26 protein-coding genes are annotated in these 19,540 nt (G+C 51.1%); 13 read left to right on the top strand and 13 right to left on the bottom strand.

Features of this window, described 5'->3' with window-relative positions:
• Positions 1-179: 179 nt before the first annotated feature.
• The 3 genes from SynPROSU1_RS08950 to SynPROSU1_RS08955 form a co-directional block, all read right to left on the bottom strand.
• Positions 180-1,457 (bottom strand): hypothetical protein, encoded by a 1,278-nt coding sequence (locus tag SynPROSU1_RS08950; RefSeq protein ID WP_186570195.1) that lies wholly within the window; start codon positions 1,455-1,457, stop codon positions 180-182.
• 162 nt (positions 1,458-1,619) lie between these two features.
• Positions 1,620-1,916 (bottom strand): hypothetical protein, encoded by a 297-nt coding sequence (locus SynPROSU1_RS13860; protein WP_222929873.1) that lies wholly within the window; start codon positions 1,914-1,916, stop codon positions 1,620-1,622.
• Between the two features lie 433 nt (positions 1,917-2,349).
• Complete coding sequence (locus tag SynPROSU1_RS08955) at positions 2,350-2,526, bottom strand: hypothetical protein (protein WP_186570196.1); 177 nt, start codon at positions 2,524-2,526, stop codon at positions 2,350-2,352.
• 1,248 nt (positions 2,527-3,774) lie between these two features.
• On the opposite strand from SynPROSU1_RS08955, the gene SynPROSU1_RS08960 reads away from it, so the two are divergent.
• From SynPROSU1_RS08960 to SynPROSU1_RS08970, 4 genes are all read left to right on the top strand, one after another.
• On the top strand, positions 3,775-3,936 hold the full coding sequence (locus SynPROSU1_RS08960; protein WP_255444596.1) for a hypothetical protein: 162 nt from the start codon (positions 3,775-3,777) through the stop codon (positions 3,934-3,936).
• 1,072 nt (positions 3,937-5,008) lie between these two features.
• Positions 5,009-5,134 (top strand): hypothetical protein, encoded by a 126-nt coding sequence (locus tag SynPROSU1_RS14005; RefSeq protein ID WP_255444597.1) that lies wholly within the window; start codon positions 5,009-5,011, stop codon positions 5,132-5,134.
• A gap of 1,277 nt (positions 5,135-6,411) precedes the next feature.
• Entirely contained in the window at positions 6,412-6,600 is a 189-nt protein-coding gene (locus SynPROSU1_RS08965) for a hypothetical protein (RefSeq protein ID WP_186570198.1), read from the top strand.
• A 251-nt stretch (positions 6,601-6,851) separates the two neighbouring features.
• Positions 6,852-7,028: a hypothetical protein gene (locus SynPROSU1_RS08970; RefSeq protein ID WP_186570199.1), complete on the top strand. Its 177-nt coding sequence runs from the start codon at positions 6,852-6,854 to the stop codon at positions 7,026-7,028.
• A gap of 192 nt (positions 7,029-7,220) precedes the next feature.
• On the opposite strand, the gene SynPROSU1_RS13865 is transcribed toward SynPROSU1_RS08970, so the two are convergent.
• Positions 7,221-7,631, bottom strand: a complete 411-nt coding sequence (locus SynPROSU1_RS13865; RefSeq protein WP_222929874.1) for a hypothetical protein — start codon at positions 7,629-7,631, stop codon at positions 7,221-7,223.
• A 72-nt stretch (positions 7,632-7,703) separates the two neighbouring features.
• Between SynPROSU1_RS13865 and SynPROSU1_RS08980 the strand changes: the two genes are divergently transcribed.
• Positions 7,704-7,976: a hypothetical protein gene (locus tag SynPROSU1_RS08980; RefSeq protein WP_186570201.1), complete on the top strand. Its 273-nt coding sequence runs from the start codon at positions 7,704-7,706 to the stop codon at positions 7,974-7,976.
• Between the two features lie 171 nt (positions 7,977-8,147).
• Entirely contained in the window at positions 8,148-8,444 is a 297-nt protein-coding gene (locus tag SynPROSU1_RS08985; protein WP_186570202.1) for a hypothetical protein, read from the top strand.
• Between the two features lie 481 nt (positions 8,445-8,925).
• Here the strand turns inward: SynPROSU1_RS08985 and SynPROSU1_RS08990 are convergent, their stop codons facing one another.
• Positions 8,926-9,156, bottom strand: coding sequence for a hypothetical protein (locus SynPROSU1_RS08990; protein WP_186570203.1), 231 nt, complete (start codon positions 9,154-9,156; stop codon positions 8,926-8,928).
• A gap of 150 nt (positions 9,157-9,306) precedes the next feature.
• On the opposite strand from SynPROSU1_RS08990, the gene SynPROSU1_RS08995 reads away from it, so the two are divergent.
• From SynPROSU1_RS08995 to SynPROSU1_RS09005, 3 genes are all read left to right on the top strand, one after another.
• Entirely contained in the window at positions 9,307-9,504 is a 198-nt protein-coding gene (locus SynPROSU1_RS08995; protein ID WP_186570204.1) for a chlorophyll a/b-binding protein, read from the top strand.
• A gap of 112 nt (positions 9,505-9,616) precedes the next feature.
• Complete coding sequence (locus tag SynPROSU1_RS09000) at positions 9,617-10,078, top strand: hypothetical protein (protein WP_186570205.1); 462 nt, start codon at positions 9,617-9,619, stop codon at positions 10,076-10,078.
• Between the two features lie 376 nt (positions 10,079-10,454).
• Entirely contained in the window at positions 10,455-10,877 is a 423-nt protein-coding gene (locus SynPROSU1_RS09005) for a hypothetical protein (RefSeq protein ID WP_186570206.1), read from the top strand.
• Positions 10,878-10,888: 11 nt separating this feature from the next.
• Here the strand turns inward: SynPROSU1_RS09005 and SynPROSU1_RS09010 are convergent, their stop codons facing one another.
• The 3 genes from SynPROSU1_RS09010 to SynPROSU1_RS14010 form a co-directional block, all read right to left on the bottom strand.
• Positions 10,889-11,371, bottom strand: a complete 483-nt coding sequence (locus SynPROSU1_RS09010) for a DUF427 domain-containing protein (RefSeq protein ID WP_186570207.1) — start codon at positions 11,369-11,371, stop codon at positions 10,889-10,891.
• A gap of 115 nt (positions 11,372-11,486) precedes the next feature.
• Positions 11,487-11,885, bottom strand: a complete 399-nt coding sequence (locus SynPROSU1_RS09015) for a hypothetical protein (RefSeq protein WP_186570208.1) — start codon at positions 11,883-11,885, stop codon at positions 11,487-11,489.
• The gene (locus SynPROSU1_RS14010) at positions 11,882-12,007 is read right to left on the bottom strand and encodes a hypothetical protein (RefSeq protein WP_255444598.1); all 126 of its coding nucleotides are present in this window, start codon (positions 12,005-12,007) and stop codon (positions 11,882-11,884) included. Before SynPROSU1_RS14010 ends, SynPROSU1_RS09015 begins: the two co-directional genes overlap by 4 nt.
• 122 nt (positions 12,008-12,129) lie before the next feature.
• On the opposite strand from SynPROSU1_RS14010, the gene SynPROSU1_RS09020 reads away from it, so the two are divergent.
• The 4 genes from SynPROSU1_RS09020 (at position 12,130) to SynPROSU1_RS09035 (ending at position 14,584) form a co-directional block, all read left to right on the top strand.
• A complete protein-coding gene (locus tag SynPROSU1_RS09020; RefSeq protein WP_186570209.1) occupies positions 12,130-12,417 on the top strand; it encodes a hypothetical protein in 288 nt (95 codons plus the stop codon).
• Positions 12,418-12,423: 6 nt separating this feature from the next.
• Entirely contained in the window at positions 12,424-12,864 is a 441-nt protein-coding gene (locus SynPROSU1_RS09025) for a hypothetical protein (RefSeq protein WP_186570210.1), read from the top strand.
• Between the two features lie 157 nt (positions 12,865-13,021).
• Positions 13,022-13,276, top strand: a complete 255-nt coding sequence (locus tag SynPROSU1_RS09030; RefSeq protein WP_186570211.1) for a hypothetical protein — start codon at positions 13,022-13,024, stop codon at positions 13,274-13,276.
• A gap of 231 nt (positions 13,277-13,507) precedes the next feature.
• Positions 13,508-14,584 (top strand): site-specific integrase, encoded by a 1,077-nt coding sequence (locus tag SynPROSU1_RS09035; RefSeq protein WP_255444599.1) that lies wholly within the window; start codon positions 13,508-13,510, stop codon positions 14,582-14,584.
• Between the two features lie 224 nt (positions 14,585-14,808).
• On the opposite strand, the gene SynPROSU1_RS09040 is transcribed toward SynPROSU1_RS09035, so the two are convergent.
• From SynPROSU1_RS09040 to SynPROSU1_RS09060, 5 genes are all read right to left on the bottom strand, one after another.
• On the bottom strand, positions 14,809-17,217 hold the full coding sequence (locus SynPROSU1_RS09040) for a phage tail tape measure protein (RefSeq protein ID WP_186570213.1): 2,409 nt from the start codon (positions 17,215-17,217) through the stop codon (positions 14,809-14,811).
• A gap of 34 nt (positions 17,218-17,251) precedes the next feature.
• Entirely contained in the window at positions 17,252-17,524 is a 273-nt protein-coding gene (locus tag SynPROSU1_RS09045; RefSeq protein WP_186570214.1) for a hypothetical protein, read from the bottom strand.
• Positions 17,525-17,971: 447 nt separating this feature from the next.
• Positions 17,972-18,421, bottom strand: a complete 450-nt coding sequence (locus SynPROSU1_RS09050; protein ID WP_186570215.1) for a hypothetical protein — start codon at positions 18,419-18,421, stop codon at positions 17,972-17,974.
• Positions 18,421-19,038 (bottom strand): hypothetical protein, encoded by a 618-nt coding sequence (locus tag SynPROSU1_RS09055; RefSeq protein ID WP_186570216.1) that lies wholly within the window; start codon positions 19,036-19,038, stop codon positions 18,421-18,423. The genes SynPROSU1_RS09050 and SynPROSU1_RS09055 overlap by 1 nt, the downstream gene beginning before the upstream one ends.
• A 35-nt stretch (positions 19,039-19,073) precedes the next feature.
• Positions 19,074-19,439, bottom strand: coding sequence for a hypothetical protein (locus SynPROSU1_RS09060; RefSeq protein ID WP_222929875.1), 366 nt, complete (start codon positions 19,437-19,439; stop codon positions 19,074-19,076).
• Between the last annotated feature and the right edge of the window lie 101 nt (positions 19,440-19,540).

Raw genomic sequence — 19,540 nt, forward strand, 5'->3', positions numbered from 1 at the left:
CCAAGCAAAGAGCTCCATCTGGATCTAATTAGTGCGGCAATAGTAAAAATAATTGTTCAAAAACTCTACGCGCTGGCAGGGACAGTGAATTAAAGGAGACTGGCTAGATGGACCTTTGATGCAGTGTTGATAAGCAGCTGCAAAGCAAGAAACACGATAAGACAACTCCATAAATATAATTACACCCAGTTAATATTGTTCGGATGAGGGCCAAACAAAAAGATCACTTCTTCGCCCAACCTAAAGCTGATATTCAAGCCATCAAGAGATGCTGTCAATGTGAAAGCGTCGCCTTCTGCAACATCAATATCGATCAAAGCTCGATCATTGGCATGACCCATGATAGCCATAGTCGGAGTATTCGATTGCGTTTTGCCTGACCCGAAAGACCTTGTTTGCTTATCAGGTGCATCAATAAGGTATTGTCCGCCACCAGTGAGCAATACCATCGCATTATTTGATTTTGACAATTCCACATTGGCGGTATTGGTGTTCAAAACAAGCAGATCACTACCAAGAATTGGATCTTCGTAACTATCTAGGGGGTCAAGATCTGTTCTCTGTGGATTAAAAATGACCGCGTTACTCGACGTAAAGTCAACATGGTCTCCATTAGCAATCAAAAGATCATTCAAAGGACTCCCAACTATTGGATCGAGCTGCTTATCAACATCTATTGTAATCGTAGTTTCATCTGAAAGAGTGTCAATAACACCTAAGTTCTTGAGGAAAGGGTGAATCTCTAAATAAGGGGGATGCCCTGGATCTTTGACGGAGTCTTGGCGATTAAACATCAGCAAGAACGTCGAAGAGAACAATTCATACGAATCTCTAACGCTATCTAAAGTAAATTCAGAGGGCAATGCTTCCATACCTTTAGGGTCAAAAGAAGACATGAATTTGTCAGTTGAAGGAAGCGTATAACTTGAGTCCCAGTATTCATGTATCGTCTTAGACGAATCAAATGCAGAAAGTTCAATTGGCGGAGGAGGTTGTATTCCTATACCAAATCTCTTGACATCCTCGGACAGATCTTCTGAGCTTATATTTTTAAAGATGAAACTCCATTGCTTACCAGTTGTGTCATTGTATTGCAGTGAAGATGAGCTCCCCCGGGCAGATACGGCAAAGTCAGAATATTTCTCAAAATCAATAAGGAGCTTGTCAACTCCCAATTGGTAATCAACGATTGTACTAAATCCATCACTTATAGCAAACGAATCTTTACCTCTTCCACCTGACAACTTGTTTCGAACTTTTCCACCCCTAAGAATGTCGCGTCCTCTCCCACCAAATAATTTATCATTGCCACCTTGGCCTCGGATATCATCATTGCCATTATTACCCTTGATGAAATCCCCTCCATTTTTACCGAATATCAGTGAACTCTGGCCCCCATCGGAGTATTTATCTCGACGATTGCTAAGAGCCAACTTCTTCAGGAAACCACTTTTCATAATATTGGAAAGCCAATCATTCCATACAAGCCAGCCATGGAAGAGCCTGTGTTGAAATTTGATGATGAAAACCTGAGAGTTGACTTACAAAAAAGGAAATATTTAAAAGCAATGTGTAATAATTATTAATCAACAGGAGGAAAGAAGTAGGGGACGAAAAGGTCATTCAGCGGAGTAGTCCTGAATACCAACAAAATCCTGTGATTCTTCCGTAGCCTGAATCTCAAGAATCTTCGAAAGTCTTGTTGACTTGAATGCAGTCTTCTGGATGTCGTCGAATCTTTGATCATTGATTTTCCATGATTGCTGTTGCAATACTCTGTTGTCTCTTCTCTGCGAGCTGCTCTTCAGGCCAGTCCTCGATTTGAAGGTCTTAGTTTGGTGCAGTTGTGAGTTTGTGTCGTCGAGCTCTCCCCCACCGATACACACACCATCTCGAGAACCACTGGGCCATTCCATGACCGGGCTCAAAGGGACCTGTGATCTTGGTCACAGGGGCTTGAACCATTCCAACAGAGGGGTGTTTAAGGCTTATCCCAAGCTGCCAAGCCGGGGCTGTGCTGCTTTCAACGGTGAAATGCCAGCCATCGAATCGAGCAACAGTCCCATCAACACCGCTTCTCAGAGATCTTGGATGCCACCAGACAGCCCACGCTTGGGGGTGTCGAGAGGGTGGCCGGCTTGATTCTTAATCAGGCAGTAAACACACCTTGACTTTCGCTTCGTAAAACAGTCCTGCTGAATCAATCAAGCAGTGTCACGCGATTTTCTTCTGAACTCCCCCTTGCTGTCTTGGCTATTTGCAGCAGGAATCGTTTGGGGGCCGGATCTTCTCGCACTTCACTTACAGGAGAACAACTCGATTTCACAGCCAACAGACACAATCCTGAAGTCACAACAACAGCATGACCATCGCTTGGTTGAGCACGGTGTAAATGATGCGGATCCTGACCGCACCAAATGGCTGCTGGATTTGTACGGACAGAAATGACGGTTTCAATGTACGGGTTTTGAAGATAAACCACCACTTGTTGGCACCACTTCGCACATTCGCGCGGTTGATCAGCATTTGTATCCGCAATTCAACCCCGATGAAGAATCCTGGGAGTGTCTTGGTGGCATGGGTGCAAAGACAAAGCCCGATTTCTCTGCAGCGATCTCATTAGTGACCTCAGAGAAATCAACCCTAGTTGTCTCACAGTGATGATCGAGTTCCAGAGCCTGGCAACAGCAATAGAGGCCTAAGAAGCAACGGACTGCAATAACGCTCAGATTGTGGCAACGTCACTACAAATTTTCTCTAAAATTCGCGACGGAGGAGATGAATCCAAGCACTGATTACCACTTCGCTAACAAAGCTTCAATGCAGCCTTGATCATCCTCTCCCAGGCTTTGATTGTCCGATGCCAGAGCGTCTGACGGCGGGTTTGAGGTCCTGATAGCCGTCGTAGTGGCAACCTTAGGTGCATACCAGCACAACATTGCCCCAGCTCATTTGAGCCGCGGCAGCGAGTCATTGGAACATCACTACCGCTTCGTTCAGAGGCATGGTGTTGACGGACGGTTCCACCCCAAGGAGCTTCCATCCAATGGTCGATCCACAGCCATTGGGCGCTGGTCACTGCACTGACTCCTTGCCAATGAGAGGTCCAGGAGTCAGACCAGCGTTATCTCACTGGCATTCAACAACGATGACAAGAGGTGCACATCGCGACCCAGGTGTAAGGACTCTGGTGACTTTTTTATGTTTCCAGTACAAGCCAGTCAATGGGCTCAGCAGGCCAGCCCCAGATTCGATCGAACAGTGACCAAAAGGCAATGAGCACGACAACTGATTGTCAGGAGCTTCTGCGGTAAGGAGAGTGTGTTCATTGAGATCGGAGGTGCCCATGACGGCCGACACTCCACCGCAGCACAACACAGAAGTCGCCTGACTTTTCAAGCCACTGCTTCACAAGTTTTCTCACCATCCCTGGGCTTGCCCTCAATCCCGTCACCGTCTCGTCGGGGGGCACTCATCAGAGTCAAAGAGCCCACCACCTGGAACCTTGGCCCCAGACGCTTGAAAAGCCCGACACTTCGCCTCTCGCCAGCAATGGCATACGGCTTGGTCCCTGTCTTGGGAAAGCAGGGGTGTCGGAAGCGAGACATAGGAGAGTCCACCCCATTCCTGTCGTAGATGGACTGGACTCTCACCCCCCCCTCCCGATCGACTCAGGGGGAAACCATGCAGAAAGGAGCTAGATAGGCCGTCTTTCCAGCAGGAAGAGCGGTCTTCCTCTATGAATGGTCCATGGACTGGATTCTTTCTGAGCGAGTGACTGACCATCAGGGCAAGGACCAGGGCTACTGGATTGATGAGATCGCCTTCCTTGAAGCACGGCTGAACGGCAGTCAAGGTGACATCGACAACGAGGATCGAGCTGCTTGTGAGGAAGCCTTGAAAGCAGCGAAGGCGAACTTGGCTGCCACGCGTTAAGCCGGTCACTGAAGGATCCTTCAACAGGATGAGTGAATCAATCAGGCACTCACCACCGTGTGATCACTTTCAATGTCATCAAGCTGAACCGTGCAAGGGCTTGTACAGGAAGCGTTTCGTGCGAGCTCTATCAGTTGCCAAACACCACGACGGTGTGGATATTGATGCTTCATCGCTTGGTCCATTGGCTGTTCCCGCTTGACAAACAACACCTCGAGCGAGTGAGCGACCACCCTCAGGCTTTGGTCAAGCTCACAGCGGAGCAATGCAGCGAAGGGGAAAAATGAATGTTGTGAGGGGAAAAATGAATGTTGTGATGGGTCTCAAAAATTGTTTTTTGAACATGCCTTGTGCTGAAGTGCAGGAATGCTCGAATCTCGATCTGTCAACGAGTGGGAATCATGGCTGCAACGCCTTGACCAGGGTGATATTGAATGGGATGACAAAGAATCCCTGATGTTCTTGTCCAGCGTCCTGCTGTTCCTGTTCCCCAAACGCTGGATCCAGGAGATGCGATCTGCATCAACCAACAGGTTCGTGGATGAATTGCATTAACAAGGATCTCAGAGACATCCGAATAACACACATCAATCAGGTTCTTTCTAAGAAGTGCACTCTAGAAATAAGACATTGACCACTGATTTAGCCAGCCAATCGGATCTTAAAAGCTGAACCCAATACCCCTGAAAGCTATTTAAGGCCTCTTTCTTTAGCATAACTCTTGTAGTGATTCGGGAACTCCTCCGCAAGGAGAACCAGCGTGGGGCTTGTAGAACCCATTTGTTCGCTCACCTCATCAAATACCGAAGCGAAACAACTCTCACATCTGATTTCCAGACAGAGATCTTCCCAAGTTGTTTGTTTTTGGTGGTAACTTGCTACAAGCTGATTAAACGTCATTGAAATCTGCTTCTTTGTTCACTTCCAATCATAAAGCCCGTGCCTGAGGAAGAACATTGGATGTCTGCAAGATTGAACGTCTTGATGACGCCTCAACGGCGATGGTGACATCGGCAGGGGTTCGCTGCAGCATGAGCCTGGGGGCCAAGGCACGATTGACCAAAATTGAACGATGAAACGACTGCTGCGACTGCTTCAGCGATGGACAGGCAAGCGAGACAAGCCCCCGTTGCACACGCCTGAAGAGCTGGAATGTTTTAAAACAGATGCCATCGAGAACCGCAGCAAGCACTACTGATGCAAGGAGCAACCGAGCTTGCACTACTCGCCATCGCCTTTGTCGGTCTTCAGATTTGGTGGATCAGCAAGGTGTTTTTGAATCGTCCACGGCAGCCAAGACCCCTCGGCAAACCCATGAGAGCGAATTCTCTTCAGGGCGAGAGAAGTTTTCTGCAAAAAATCTTTGATCAATCCTGAGCGTTCACATCTGATGAATCAGGCTCGTCCGAACGTGGGGACATCTCGTCGTGACTAGGGACAAACACCGATGCATGACTTGATGCAAACGATCAGCGTGGTTCATCAGCAACGACAGCCATGGCACTGATTTGTTGTGCTTACTGCGCTCACATGCACTCCAGCCTGAGAATCGACTGTCCCCAGTGCAGGATGAAAGCAAGAGCACAAGAGCATGGCCAATCCACGGCGAAGGGAGCAGCGTTTACAACGCATGGATTTGCGACTCTGACCAAGACAACAAAGAGCAACGCCAACCTCTACTGAAGACAGCAAGGTCACGCTGTCTCCATTCCTCGTCATTCTGAAGGCCGTCTACCTTTCCATGGGGGTACCGAACAAGCCATGGTTCAGGTCAGCACCTTGCTAGGAAGAGAGTCTGAAGCCTGAGCCTCTCCGCCGATGGGTTCAGTCAAAGCTCATCCACAACCTTCATGACGAATCAGGAGTTCTTCGAATTTTTGGTCGATACCGTCCGCGAGGGGAAAGGAACGGCGCCTGTGAGTTGTCGTCTTTTCGTAGATGGGACGTGGATCACCGTTCTTGTCCCTCCTCAATCAAAAGAAGGCTGGCTGCAGTGCCAGGTCACGGAAGCAACGTGTCGAAGAGTCATTTACGTCAGCCCAGAACGCATCAGTGCAATCGACCCCGTGTTCAGCTGAACAGCACGGCACATCGGCAGAAACAGCTTCAGGCTGAGGATGGCTCTGCCACCAGTCACCGCCGTGTTTCGGTTGCTATGTGTTGAGTGCGTGATTCAACAACCATGGCCTTTGAAGCTCCCCCCGCAGAGGCACGTGAATGCACCAGCTGTGGTGACATCAAACCATTGAATTTCTTCGGCTTGGACAGCATGGAGTGCCGGAACTGTGAAGTCTTACGTCGCCAACATGCCGAAGCACAGGAGGCCGATAGCGAGACGGGGGATTAAATTCCTCAACAACCCAACAGATGAATCAATAACAATCCTGCGATCAAACAAGGCCGCAATAAGTATTTGCACCAATGTTCGAGCCATAACAATGAGCTATCACCAAAGAAGAGTTAAAAAGAGTTGTCATGGGCAAAGTTCTTTCCGCGGCCAAATGGTCGTTCGATCTTCTAGGCCAACGCATCGCCTCTCTCCGTCTTAAAAAAAGCTTTGCAGAATCGACCATCTACAGTGAATTTGCATACGACGAATCGCAGATGAAGGAAACAGATGCAGGCACGAGACAGCAGAAATCAATGCTCGAATACGACTGCTGAGCCTGCATCCAAGTTCCTCTCCAACGAACGAACTGGAGCAAGCCTCAGCGTCGAGAAGAGCGTTGAACAGGCTCTGACCATGGTTGGATCCATTCCATAAGCGAAACGCTGCGAAGCCACGCCGCTTGCATGGGTCTCGCTTCAACAGCAGACGCTCGGCATCGTTGCCATCAGCGAAGAGACCACCGTTGAGGGGAGATTGGCAGTTTCAGCCCCAGTCCCCTAGAACGCAGACCAACGCGGTTGTCGTTATGGCACTCATTCCTCGCTGGCAGTACATGACTGACAGCAGCAAAGCCATGGTCAAACGATCCGCGATCACGATTGTGGTCGTCTTGATCGGTTTAACGCTGCTGCGTGCAATCTTTCCTTGGATCCTGCTTGGCCTTGCCTTCTACGGTGGGTGGTGTCTGATGAACAGGAAATAACCGCATGCAAGACGATTCAACGAAGGCCAGACGAGGGATGTACACCTGGGCCGTTGCGCTCAACATCATCGCTTGGGGCGCTTACTTTTATCTGACCAAGGTGATGGGAATCGACTTTGAATCGATTCGTCAAGCCAGGCTGGCAGGTTGAGTCAAGACACCTCTAGAGGCTTGCACTCTGGCAAAAACCTTTTAATAGAAACGTTGCAGGTGATTGGGCGAATGGTTGCTCTTACCGCTTGTTTCTAAGAACCGCTGCGTTGTTGCATTCAATGCGGATGCACAGGAGAGAAACCTTCCCCAAGGCTCGCACCAACCGAGCAGACACAGGCAAGGGTTGCAGGTGCAGATCAACAGGTGACCGGATCCAGCAATAACGGCCTTGATCAACGGGCCACCGAGGGTATAAATCGTCTGGTGCAGACAAAAAAACCGCCCCGCGAGTGGGACGGTTTCAACAGCCGTAGCAATCCCCATCACCCGGCTTTCTGCACCAGTTTTTGATGCAATGAAAAAATAATACTCATCGCACTCCAGATGTAGTGGATGACAACAGTCACTTAAGACTCTGATGAATATGCGTAACGAGACAACGTCAGGCAACGGCAACACCGCATCTGGTGTCTGAGCGACTCAACCACCCTCAATTTCAACATCCCGATTCGGGTCTGCACCATGCTTGCCATCGGCGAGACACTAAATCTGGCAAGGGCATCGGCCAACGCCAGGATCGCGATGCTCCATGATGAAGACATCCTTAAGGGGGAAGCCATGATTGCTGGCCCATCCTGCCCATTGCACTTGGGGCTTCTGGACAGTCCTGACTACTGGACGGATGACGCACTCATCTCTGCAGTGCGTCCCTTGAATCCAGAAGAACTTCACCACTTAGCCATCGGATCCCAACAACAAAAAAAGCGGGAAGAGGGCCAACGGGGCATCGACTAACCGTCTTGTTTTGCCTCGGGAAATACGTCATGCATCAAGAACATCCAATCAATCCAACGACATGGGCTAGACACGACCCGGGGAGCTGACGTGTCCGCAAACAACTGAAAGTCAGTTGAACATCTCCTTGTCGAAGAACACAAGGGGTGATCAACGCATCAATGCTGAACCATGAATCGCAACATACTTTTCGCGCTGGCCACAACAACACTGCTGGCTGGTCCAGCCAGCGCTGCGATTGTCGAAACAAAATGCACGATCACCCACTATAAGAAAGGCACCAACCGCACGACTGAATGCAAATGGAGGCAGGCCCAGGGCAATGTGCAAGTTTGGCTCAATGGCCGTAAAAAGCCCTATCGGTTTAACGCCACGGGGCAGGGGCACAAGTACGTCCGCATCAACACAAGCAATCGCATTACCCTGACTCGTCTGGGGCGCTTCTCCTTAACAATCTGGCAGCAATAAGGAAACTCAGTTGATCTTCAGGAGATCCACCTTCGGCACTCACCGCCAGACCATCGGTCTCATAGAGGCTGAAATGTACGTGGAGTCAGGCGATGACATGCGCTAATTAGATGGGTCAATCTTGCGGAATTGGGTGCTGCCTGACGCGAGCCGCGCAGTTTGCCCATTTCGAGATCAACGAACCATCATTTGCAGAATTCTGTCCTCTAGTACAGCGTTATGGAGAGCTGGTAAGGGGACTGAAAGCGAGGAAAATACAGAAGCAGGACGGTCATTGGTCATGTCGTCGCTGGGACCAGGACGAACAGCACGCATCCAAGACAGGCCCCGAGCTGTCCACGGCTGGCTTTCAGAAGACTCGGTCCTTTGGCATGGTTCCAGTGTGAGGAAAAAATAGAGGCGTGTAGTGGCAACAAGGTCACACTTCACGTTTCTGTTCTGAAACCCCTGCCTTCGGCGGGGGTTTCTTTTTGGTTGCGCATCAACCGCGTGAGCGGACACCAGCGAACAGATGCTGCAACTGCGTGAAAACCCTGTCAAACCAGGTTCCTGAACGCCGAGCGGCAGGTCGCCGCAACGCCGAAGCATGGAGGATGGGTCCATTGGAGCCATATCCCTCAAAGGCAATCAAGGCGTCCTGAGCACCCTGCAACTCCTGATCGATCCGGCGGGACGAAAAGCGTGCGTGGGCTCGGTTCCGCGAGAGTGACATGACTGAAGGTTGCTTGACCTACACCCGGTCTGGATCCAAACCGAGCCCCTTGCCCGCAGTCGGTGATGGTTCTTATCGAGCGGAAGTAAGGACCCAGGATTTACAAACCGTTACCAACGACGTAATATTTCGCAATACACCCAGGCACCCATGGCGTCTTCCACCCCCAACGACGACTGGTTCCAGAACGCAGCCGCAGTTCAAATCCGCAATGAGCGCCTTGAGCGGGCCGAGCTGCTCAATGGACGTGCCGCAATGATCGGCTTTGTCATTGGAGTGCTGACAGAGGCCCTGACGGGACATGGAATCGTCAGCCAGATCACTTTTGGCGTGTTCGGTTGCAACTGACCCAGAGTTGTTTGGAGACCTCTCCAAAGGTCTCCGAACAGCAATGAGGCTTCAATCCATCGCTACCTGCCCTCCGCTCTCGGAGACAATCGATCGAGGTGCAGTAGGTCTGATGGACATCGGCTTGAATGCAGCGCTGCTGAGGGTTCTGGTCTTGATGGCCAAAGCGGATGCAGTCATTGCGCCTGAGGAGCAGACAATGCTTCAGCGCATTTGCGAAGAGCATCTCGAAGGAAGCCATTCACATGTCTGGCACGATGTGGCATCCAGTGCGATCGACCTCAAGACCGCTACGACTGCCATACCCATCAGTGAACGCCAGTCAACCCTCGAGCGCGCTTATCTGCTCATTTCAGCCTGCGGGGACGAGCAGGGTTTCCCGATCAACCCTGCTGAGCTTTACGCCTTCAACGCCCTGGTCAATCACTTCGAACTCACGGAAGATCAAAAAGAGCGTTCAATAACAGCTGCCAAACAGCGCCTGAACACCCGGTCTGATGTCTGGGCAATGTTGCGCTGCAAGCTCAGCAAGACCTTTGAACTAAGCAAGAACGAAGACGAAAGCAAGCTGTAACACCACTTTTTGCAACGACTCTTGAAATCATGGGCGTTTTGCGATAGAAGGTTATGAGATGGTTATGAAGTGATGAAGACAAGCACTGCCCACTCACGACTCGAATCCCTTCAAGTCGACGCCGAAGAGTGCCTAACCCGTGATGAAGCACAGAAAATTCTGAAGAAAGCAGACAAAGCCCACGCCAAGCTCGAATCATCGGCTGCTCCGTTCCACCGAGCCAAGCTCTAAAGGCTCGAGTTCAAATGGAGCCTGACATCGCTCCATTCGGTAACAGCTTCACCCATGGAGTTCATTCATGATGAACCGAAGAGGTGGAGCACAACCCGCTGTGGATCTTCGTTCTTCAGGTGCCTTGCTGCGTGTCCTAGCGCTGATGGCCATGGCTGATGGGCTTCTTGCCGCGGAAGAGCAGTCGATGTTGGAGAAACTGGGCACGCAATACCTCCAACAGTCAGAACTCGACAGCTGGGACCGGGCCTTTCAGCACCCGATGGACCTCAAACAAGTCGCGCGGGAGATTGACATTGCCGATCGCCCACTGACCGCCAAGCTTGCGTACATGGTTCTTTGCTCCAGCCGAGAGGACTACGGCTTCCCGGTCAACGCAGCAGAACGCCGAGCATTCGACCAGTTAATCCAGACACTCGAGCTGACGGAGCTACAAAAAGACCAGGCCATCCAGGATGCGACCCGTGAACTCGCTCGCACACCTGGTTTCTGGGACATTCTGATGAACACCTTCAGCAACCAGTTCAGGCTCGATACAGATATCAACCCCATAGCGCCATCCTACTGAACAGGTCCTGTTCAAATCAGTTCTGGATGGCAGGAGTCCCCCTTGAACGGACCTCGGATCCAGGGGGTGATCCAGCCTCCATAAAACTCACCTGGCTGAGGCAAAACAATCTCTCCTTCCAACGTGCAACCATCAACGCTTCTTGGATAAATGCTGATCCAGCCGGCCAATAGAGAAAACGATTGCGTTGGATTGGAATAACTCCAGCCGGCACGAATACGACGACTGGTTCCATCGACAGCGCTGACATCCCAGTACGACGCCACTCCCTTCCATTCACAAAACGAAGGTCGTCCCGTCGAAGGCTGGAGCGTGCCAGACTTGAACGCCGAAGGATGGAGATAAATCGCGGGGGGATGAAATGTCTCACACACCCGCACATAACGCTGATCTTGGGCAATCACCTCTCTCGCGATACAGATTTCGACAGAACCGGAGACAAGCTCAATCAAGGGGGGTCGAGGATACCCCGACACATTTTCAACGCGACGCATTTGACTGACCTAAATTAGAGCGATCGTAATGGAAAGACTAAGCACCAAGAAGAAAGCATCTTTTTTCAAAGTCTTGGTTTTTATTGATCAAAGGAACAATAGAAAAGTGAAATCATCACCCCATATCGAGTAGGTAGTGCATCACAGCAACGCGATGGGAGACGCCAATCCCTTGGGAGGAATCGGGGCCGATCAACGCATCGGGAACACGATGAATGCGACTAATCGGCTTGATTTCATAGGCCGTTCCTTCAGGGGCACCGCTGCCTCGACTGCGGTCCCAGATCCCACTCGCATCGCCTTTGTAATGCCCTACAACCTGGGCAAGGTGGGCATAAAAATTCAGCCCCATACGACAAACGACAATGGCCAAACAAGCATCAAAATCGTCGGAAGACAAAACATTGGTTCCGTCACGAACAGCACGTTCATCGACTCCGAGAACCATGTCTTCAAGGGCTGTTTCACCCGTCAATTGCCAGCAACGGATGGTGACGACGTCGTGTTGGCTCACTTTTTGCGCGTGAGGTCACCGAAATCATCGTCGTTTGGCTGAAGAAACTGCCAAACGACAGGAACTGTGATGATGATTGTTAGACCGATGGTGACCCAGATCGCTGTTCCGTAGTCACCCATGTCGATCAACCAGATCGAACGACCCTAACCACAACAGACTCGGGCACCCGATCAGGTTCCATGGGCTTGACGTTGACGGGTGAATCGACGCTTCTTAGCTTTGCTCCACCAACTCCGGCCGAATGCGCAGATTTTTCACGGCTGGATTGCTCCTGAGCACGCTGATCCCAGCAGGACAAGCTGCGGTTTTCACCGTTAAGCCAGGAACGCAGTTTTATTCCAAACCCCAAGCCAAGCCAGAGCTCCTGCTGCAGCTACCTGAAGTTCGTGTTCACGTTCCACCGATCAAAGATGCGGCTGGCTTCTGTCAGTTCAAGCTGATCTACAAAATTGCCGACCGCGACAACCCCGAGCTGCCAGAAACCGGTTGGACCCGGTGCATCTCAACCGACCAGCTTGTCCCGAACTGACGCAAGGTGATTCAGCCTCAGCGAGCCATCCCGATCCTGTTCGCAGCTCTGGTTGCCGCATCGTCCGTGGCGACAGAGAGCGCCACGGCAACAGAGCTTGAGCAAACGATTTGCAGCAATGGCACCAGAAACGCACCCTGCAGCGTCAAGCTCGACGACGACAGCCTTGAGCTGAGACTGGATCCGAATCTCCTGCTGAAAGCACGGCGGCTGGGGCGTTGGCGGATCAGCCGCCAAGACGGAATCACAACCCACAGCTGCAATGCCCGCATCGACCTCGGGAGCGATGTGGTCTACGGGGTTCTTCGCATCAGCTCAACCACAGGAACCAGCCTGATTTGGGCACAGCAGCGGATTGACATCCCGGAACTTCAGTTCAGTTCACCCTCCCCATTGCAAGGCGAGTCACAGTTGGACATGCCTTCAGAACACCCTGGTCATCCTTAACTCTCAAACCGCATGGACACTGAGGGCGGGGGACGAGACACCCCTCACACGCGACCCCAAGGCCCTCGATTGATCCGAGGGCCTTTTTCGAAGAAGCAACACAAGAGACCCACGCGACTCATCATGAAATAATTAAGCAATCCTTAAGGGCCACTGGATGGGGCACTTCGCAAGGCAGCTCAACGCGCAGGAGATCAAGCAGGGATACGACCTGCTCAACCTGATGGAGCATCTGGATCGCGAAATGGACCTGCTCAACCAGCAGCGGATCCACGTTGGCCCTTCATCCAAAGAGGGGCAACGCCTCACCCAGATCAAGCAGAGCCATCTCCGCAAAATTCAGAACTGCATCAGTGAACTCAACACCAGCGGTTTTAACGACTGGTTGCTGCACCAGCAGATGGCGGTTTGAGTGACAGACTGGATTTCTTGAGTCAGTGACTGGGTTCTAGCCCTCAACCTGTTCCAACAGAGTCCGTCAGGTGTTGCCCTATGCCACGTCCTATGCCACGCTTATGACACCAAAGACGGATTGCTACCTGTGCCGCGCATTGCCAACGCTGACCCTTGGCTGAAGCCCTTCAGGCGCTCCGTACACCTCTCTTGTGGCGATAGCTGGCACGTTGTCCGCAGCCGCTCGAAGATGCGCCTTGCCGTCGATCACAACGGTCACAGGCAAACCGTGACGCTGCCCTATGGGTGGACCGAAGAAGGCGCTGCCGCCGCTCTCCCCCGTATTCAGCAGATCGCCAAACGCTTCGGCAACGGTGATGCCATAACGCTCGCTAAAGCTGCCCAGGGAGCTGAAACCAGCTCAAGCAACCAGAAGCTGAACATCCTCAAGCTCGCCGAAGAATTCAGGAAAACCCGACCGACCTGTAACGACGACACGTGGAAGAACAAATACCAGCGGGCGATCAACAACATCCGTGACTGCCTCGAGGGGAAGAACAAGCCGAAGGACGGCACCGATCTTTGTCAGCAGGCGTTGGAGCAATGGGAACACGGCTCAAGGCAACGGCAGGTGATGCGCCAAGCCGCTTATTCCTTCCTCCGCTGGGGTGTTGAACGCGGACACCTCAAACCCTGCTACCTGCCACCAGAGGCGGAGCCAGAAGTCAAAAGACCCAAGCGTGTTGGCTATCCGCTTTCCGACGCGCAGATCCTTCGCCTGTTGGATTCACTGCCCAAAGGTGAACAACACACGCGATGGCGGTTTGGGCTGCAGCTGATGGCGGTTTACGGGATTCGTCCCGAGGAGTTGCGTTGGCTGCGGATCAAGGATGACCAGCTCTGGAGCTTCTACCGAAAGTCACAGGGCGGGCGAAATGGTGCGAAGACAGAACCGCGTCGGCTTTATCCCCTCCTTGTTCGGGACATTGACGGGACGCCGATCGACTGGAACCTGCAGGCGCGGATTCAGATCAACGAAGAGTTGCCACCACTCAACGGTGAAGGCGAAGGGGGCAACGCTGTTGGCACCTATCTGAAACGCCGCACAACGTGGAATTCAATGCGGATGGAAGCCGAGCAGATCTCAGAGCAGCTGACCCCGTATTCATTCCGTCATCGATACGCGAAGAGGTCGCACGCAATGAACCTGCCGATTGCAAATATCTGCGCGGCGATGGGACACACGATTGAGGTTCATCTCAAGAGCTACGCCCGATTCAAACCTGATTCGACTCAGGATCTGTATGCAGCGGCAAACGCTCGCTGAACAAATCCGCCTCGACAATCCAGTCTGTTGCGGGCGTTATCGATACTCAGGACGTACATCGAGAGCAGCGCCTGCATCAATCAACATCTGGCTGCACCTTCGAGGGATGCACCAAATCATAATTTCTGAGATCAGGTGCAGATATTGAGAGTCGTCCCACATCTCTTGTGATGGACGTTGCTGGTCGAGCCAAATCAGCCAACCCTCGACGGTTTTAGATTCGCTCATATTCCAATCCTTGACCGTGCAGAACGGTTGTTCTTGAGTGATGCCATTGTTCTCATCTCGCCCATCTTCGCGCCTTGTTTCGCCGCAATATCCATCCCAGATGTCACCGCTTGATTCATCTGGTCCACCGTCACATAATTCTCGCCAGCAAAGTTCACCGTCTCAAACTTCGGTGAATATGACGGAGACGCAGCATGTGAATAAGAATTCATTGCCATCAGGCTTGATTCACCACGGCTGACCATCTGACGACTCTCAGCGTTGCTGTAAACCTCCATCGGGGCATTCCCAGCCCGCACCAACTCTGGACCCTTCTCACCGACAACAGCGAGGGAATTTGGCTTGATGGTGCCGCCCTCTGCAAAGCCAGGAATACCAAGCGATGCACCAAGCATCTTCGTGCCAAACTGAAGCAAGATACTGCTAATAGAATTCAATACATCACCAAGCACATCTTTCCAGTCCTTAGTCCCGTCGATCAAACCCTTAATTCCATTCGTTAAGTCACCAGCAATAGAGCCATAAAGTGAATTTACAAGCTGTTCAGTTTCTGTCAGCTCTGTATTTAACAGACTTGCCGCTTCAGGCTGTTTTTTGAAGAAGTCATTAAACTCACTCTGTGCAGAGTTCATCATTCCCTTTTGTGCCTCTAGTGATGCACGTCGCAATTCAAGCCCTCTGGTCAACTCAATATTTTGTTTTTGCTGATCTGATAAAGCACCTTTCGCTAAATCATCAAAGCGTTGGTTGATTTTTAGAATTCTAAGACTCAATTCCTCTTCATCTTTCAACAAACCAGATTCAGCCTGAGACACTTTCAGGCGTTGCGCTGCCACTGCTAGTGAATCTTGAGAAGCCTTCAAAGCATCGTTAGTGGCTTGACTGTTATCTCTCTTGATTGAAGCGGCACCACTTCCAGTACCAGTGCCTGAAGACGTTGTGGTATCGGGGTCAGGGTCGACAATTGGCAGCGGCTTGACAACCTCTTCAACCTTCTCCTCCAGTTTCTTCAACTCACCAATTCGATTATCTACTGCAGAAATAATCTTTTGAGCCTTACCCTGCAAATCAACAGCAGACGAGGCATTGATGTCTTCAGGGCGAATGCGGGTTAATTGTTCTTGGACTCTGAAAACAGTCCCGCGAATTTTTTCAAGTGACTCGGCACTTCGAGCAGTGGAAGGATTTAAGTTATCAAGACTTGCCGAAAGTTGGTCAACGCCTTCGGACGTAGCGCCGAAGCTTATAGCTGTTGCGCCTTTTGCCAGTGCCTGATTAGCAGCACCAACATCCAAGTCAGTCAGCGCAAGCAATGCTTTATTTGCTGCAATAATAATTGCATTGATTTTGCTCAGGATACGATTAAGCGCTGGTCCGAGCACCGTATCTAATGTGCGTGCAACGTTACCAATACCATTCAGAATTCGGTCAATCTGAGTCGTAACAGTTCCGCCTAAATCTTCTGTTGCTTTATCCGCCTGCCCAGTCTTATCAATTTGATTATCTAGGTTTGAGTTGTAGGTTTCGAGATTGTCATTGGTTAGCGGCAACAATGCCGTCAATGCCTCGACGCTGCCAAACAGCTTCGTCATCTCAGCCTGACTGCCGCCTGTCTTATCAATAACGTCCTGGAGGACTCCACCAAGACCATTCGCCTCTAAGGCTTGAGCGTTGAAGTTAATTCCAAGCTCATCTGCCAGCTTCGATGCTTCTGACGTTGGCTTGAGAATTGCAGCAATCGCCTGCCGTAAACCAGCAAATGTGGACTCTGCAGAAACACCCGTGGCGGTAACAGCAGAAACGGCTGCGTTGACCTCTTCAATGCTGACCCCAGCCGCTGCCGCGATAGGAGCCAAGCGACCAATCTGTTGCGCGTATTGGTCAACAACAATCTTGCCGTCGTTCTGGGTTTGGATGAATCCATCAACCAGTTTTCCTGCTTGGTCAGCAGTCATTCCATAAGCATTCAAGACACTGGTGACAGCATCACTGACGGTGCCAAGTTCTGACATCCCGCCAACAGCACCCTTGAGCGATGCCTCGAGGATCTGAGCATTATCAGCAGCATTGCCAAATCCAGCAGAGGCAACGTCATAAGACGCACCAAGCAGCTCAGTAGTGCTGGCGAGGTTGCCTGATTCAACAGATACCCGCTTTAGTTGAGATTCAAGCTCAGTGACATTGACCCCAAGAGAACGAACCGCAGCACGTGCTTTATCTGCCTCTGCAAAGCCCTTGAAAAACCTATTTGCAACAGTCAGTCCAGCGAAAGCAGCACCAAGCTTTCCAAGAGCACCAGCAAGGAGTTGAGAGCTTTTATTTGCCTTATTGAATGACCTATCTAAGCGGTCTACCGCCTGCTGTCCGCTAGTTCTTACCTGAATATTTACTTGGGTATCAGCCATCTCTCAACCGCCTCTTGGGGTGTATAGCCCTAGTTTATTTACGCTTCCCCTTGCTCATTCGCTTCGTAGCTTCTTTGGCTGCATCTAAACGAGCCTGAGCTTTGGCGGCTTGGACAACACGCAAACGCAGCTCTTTGTCATAAGCAAGTTTTGCCTGCTGTTCCAACTTGGCATCCTTCAGAGCCTGCATCTCCCGCTCCTGTTGCGCCAGTGATTTACTGGCAGCATTAGAAGTTGCCTGACGCTTCTTTTGCTCGGTCTTTGAGATTGCCTGCTTTGGCTTTGCGGGCTTCTTTGCTTTAGCCATCACTTGCAGATGTACTTGACTTTGCTGCTTCCATTCTGCTGCGCCTCAGCAATCTGCTGCTCTCGTTTTTGGCGACGTTCGGCATCGTGACGACGACGTGATTCAAGGCGCTGCTTGCGTCGTTCTTTGGCGGCTTTACAGGCGGAGCAGGGCATATCTACTTCTGCGAATACAACCAAAGCATAAATTGAGCATCACATTGATACCCGCCATCTAGGACACGGCTGCAAAGCTCCCTGGCAGCGATGGTTGACTCTTCGGTGTGATTCTGTGCCTGCAGTTGTTCTTGCTCCTGTAGACCTGCCCAGCGCTGATTAGCGAGAGCATTGGTCTCTACATCACCCTGTCTGGGTTTTCTTCGTCTTGCCATATTCACAGATTAATGAAACTGATTGCGAGCCCCTTCACAACCAGCAGAAGCACAAGCGGATCCGCCAGCTGACACGGTCAACCAGAGCGCTGTGCATCTTTAATCAATTCATCAAGGCGCTTATCGAAGCCTGCCGCCATTCTTGATGCAGTAGACCGTCGCACTGAGTAAGGCTTGGGGATATGTGTATTACGTTCACGTGCCGCCCGTCTACATAGAGCTTCGTGGTTACTGACTCGCTTCTCAGAATTTGACTTACCATTTCTGAACCCGTATCTTTCTCCGTAAACCTGATAGCAGTGTCTCTCGACATTATCTGCGCAACGCAAAATATCAGGATCATTCAGTAGACATAAATCACGACGGGCATCAAGAAAATCAACCAAGTTCATTGCTGACTTCATCAACGGCAGCACATCGCGCAGCATTGAGCGAAATTGCTTTAGCTCAGGAGAATCTTTAGGACGTGCCTTTAACTCATCGTGCAGTCGTTGTACGGGCGAGCGGTTTTTTTGATGTTTTGCCATCAATCCTCCGTAGGTTGCTCAGGTTCAGGTGGGGCAAACGTCTGATTGATCTGTTGTGCGAACGCGGACGGATCTGACACCAACAGGCGTAGGTTGCGGTCCAAGTGTTCCTGCTGAAGCTTGGTCAGTCCTTCCTGCTCGCGTGCAGTTAGCTGCTCGTTGATGAAATCCTTAGCAGCGAAGCGTTCCAGCTCTTCACGCCTACTGGTGTGGTTAGCTTCCATCCACTCGTGATGCTGTTTTGCTGATTCGCGGTTGCGTTGATATTCTTCCTGCCCCGCCTTAATTTGTTCGAGCATTGTTTGCGTCTGCGCCTGTCCGTCATAAATATGCATCGCCTGTTTTTTCATCGCCTCCATCGAATTACGGTGGCGTGCATTTGCTTCTTCAATCTGCGCTTCGATTTCATTGCGACCAGTATTTAATTTATCGGCAAGCACTGCCATCTCGTTTGCGCTTGTCTCCCGCTCACTGCGCGCGAGATTACGTTCACGCTTTAGATCAGTCAGAACGTTTTTTGCTTCACGGATATTGTCCTTACCTTCAAGCTCATCAATGCGTTTTTGCATCCGCTCAATGGTGTTTGCAACCTCTTCGTAAAATTCAGCGTTGTTCATTGGTCAAAAAGGGGGTAAAGGTCAATGAATAAATATCAGCCTTGCTCCTTCAGCTTTGCCTCGAGTGCAGCCTCTTTATTCAGCCCCTCGAAATAGCTCTGGAATTTGCCACCCATCGCAGGGTTGAATTTCTGGTTGGCAGCATCAGGGTCGACGCCACGGCTCACCGCAAGCTCCTTGGCTTTGGCTTCCATATCGGCTAACACCTTGGTTTCCCACTCCTCTCTCTTCTGCTGCTCCTGTGCAACGAAGGCAGGGCTATGGGCACGGAGGTCGTCGAAGATCTCCTTGCTGCCCTCTACAAGTCCGTGCTCATAAGCCACAGTCCGAAGGCTGATTTCATCACCACTCTCTGATCGCCACTTGGCAGCCATCACAGGATTGACCTGCGTCACTGCCATCTGCATCGCCTCTGCACGCGGTCCCTTCTGCGTCCAGGGGTTAATCGCTTTCAACTCCGACGGATTCACATTTAGCTGCTTAGCAGCCTGCAGCAGAACAG

The organism is Synechococcus sp. PROS-U-1 (genome assembly GCF_014279755.1).
GTDB lineage: Bacteria > Cyanobacteriota > Cyanobacteriia > PCC-6307 > Cyanobiaceae > Parasynechococcus.

Excerpts from the sequence above, each read along its gene's own strand:
- SynPROSU1_RS08950 (WP_186570195.1), bottom strand. The coding sequence starts at position 1,457 with ATGAAAAGTGGTTTCCTGAAGAAGTTGGCTCTTAGCAATCGTCGAGAT.
- SynPROSU1_RS13860 (WP_222929873.1), bottom strand. The coding sequence starts at position 1,916 with ATGGAATGGCCCAGTGGTTCTCGAGATGGTGTGTGTATCGGTGGGGGA.
- SynPROSU1_RS08955 (WP_186570196.1), bottom strand. The coding sequence starts at position 2,526 with ATGCTGATCAACCGCGCGAATGTGCGAAGTGGTGCCAACAAGTGGTGG.
- SynPROSU1_RS14005 (WP_255444597.1), top strand. The coding sequence starts at position 5,009 with ATGAAACGACTGCTGCGACTGCTTCAGCGATGGACAGGCAAGCGAGAC.
- SynPROSU1_RS08965 (WP_186570198.1), top strand. The coding sequence starts at position 6,412 with ATGGGCAAAGTTCTTTCCGCGGCCAAATGGTCGTTCGATCTTCTAGGC.
- SynPROSU1_RS08970 (WP_186570199.1), top strand. The coding sequence starts at position 6,852 with ATGGCACTCATTCCTCGCTGGCAGTACATGACTGACAGCAGCAAAGCC.
- SynPROSU1_RS08980 (WP_186570201.1), top strand. The coding sequence starts at position 7,704 with ATGCTTGCCATCGGCGAGACACTAAATCTGGCAAGGGCATCGGCCAAC.
- SynPROSU1_RS08985 (WP_186570202.1), top strand. The coding sequence starts at position 8,148 with ATGAATCGCAACATACTTTTCGCGCTGGCCACAACAACACTGCTGGCT.
- SynPROSU1_RS08990 (WP_186570203.1), bottom strand. The coding sequence starts at position 9,156 with ATGTCACTCTCGCGGAACCGAGCCCACGCACGCTTTTCGTCCCGCCGG.
- SynPROSU1_RS08995 (WP_186570204.1), top strand. The coding sequence starts at position 9,307 with ATGGCGTCTTCCACCCCCAACGACGACTGGTTCCAGAACGCAGCCGCA.
- SynPROSU1_RS09000 (WP_186570205.1), top strand. The coding sequence starts at position 9,617 with ATGGACATCGGCTTGAATGCAGCGCTGCTGAGGGTTCTGGTCTTGATG.
- SynPROSU1_RS09005 (WP_186570206.1), top strand. The coding sequence starts at position 10,455 with ATGGCCATGGCTGATGGGCTTCTTGCCGCGGAAGAGCAGTCGATGTTG.
- SynPROSU1_RS09010 (WP_186570207.1), bottom strand. The coding sequence starts at position 11,371 with ATGCGTCGCGTTGAAAATGTGTCGGGGTATCCTCGACCCCCCTTGATT.
- SynPROSU1_RS14010 (WP_255444598.1), bottom strand. The coding sequence starts at position 12,007 with ATGGGTGACTACGGAACAGCGATCTGGGTCACCATCGGTCTAACAATC.
- SynPROSU1_RS09020 (WP_186570209.1), top strand. The coding sequence starts at position 12,130 with ATGCGCAGATTTTTCACGGCTGGATTGCTCCTGAGCACGCTGATCCCA.
- SynPROSU1_RS09030 (WP_186570211.1), top strand. The coding sequence starts at position 13,022 with ATGGGGCACTTCGCAAGGCAGCTCAACGCGCAGGAGATCAAGCAGGGA.
- SynPROSU1_RS09035 (WP_255444599.1), top strand. The coding sequence starts at position 13,508 with ATGCGCCTTGCCGTCGATCACAACGGTCACAGGCAAACCGTGACGCTG.
- SynPROSU1_RS09040 (WP_186570213.1), bottom strand. The coding sequence starts at position 17,217 with ATGGCTGATACCCAAGTAAATATTCAGGTAAGAACTAGCGGACAGCAG.
- SynPROSU1_RS09045 (WP_186570214.1), bottom strand. The coding sequence starts at position 17,524 with ATGGCTAAAGCAAAGAAGCCCGCAAAGCCAAAGCAGGCAATCTCAAAG.
- SynPROSU1_RS09050 (WP_186570215.1), bottom strand. The coding sequence starts at position 18,421 with ATGGCAAAACATCAAAAAAACCGCTCGCCCGTACAACGACTGCACGAT.
- SynPROSU1_RS09055 (WP_186570216.1), bottom strand. The coding sequence starts at position 19,038 with ATGAACAACGCTGAATTTTACGAAGAGGTTGCAAACACCATTGAGCGG.
- SynPROSU1_RS09060 (WP_222929875.1), bottom strand. The coding sequence starts at position 19,439 with ATGGCAGTGACGCAGGTCAATCCTGTGATGGCTGCCAAGTGGCGATCA.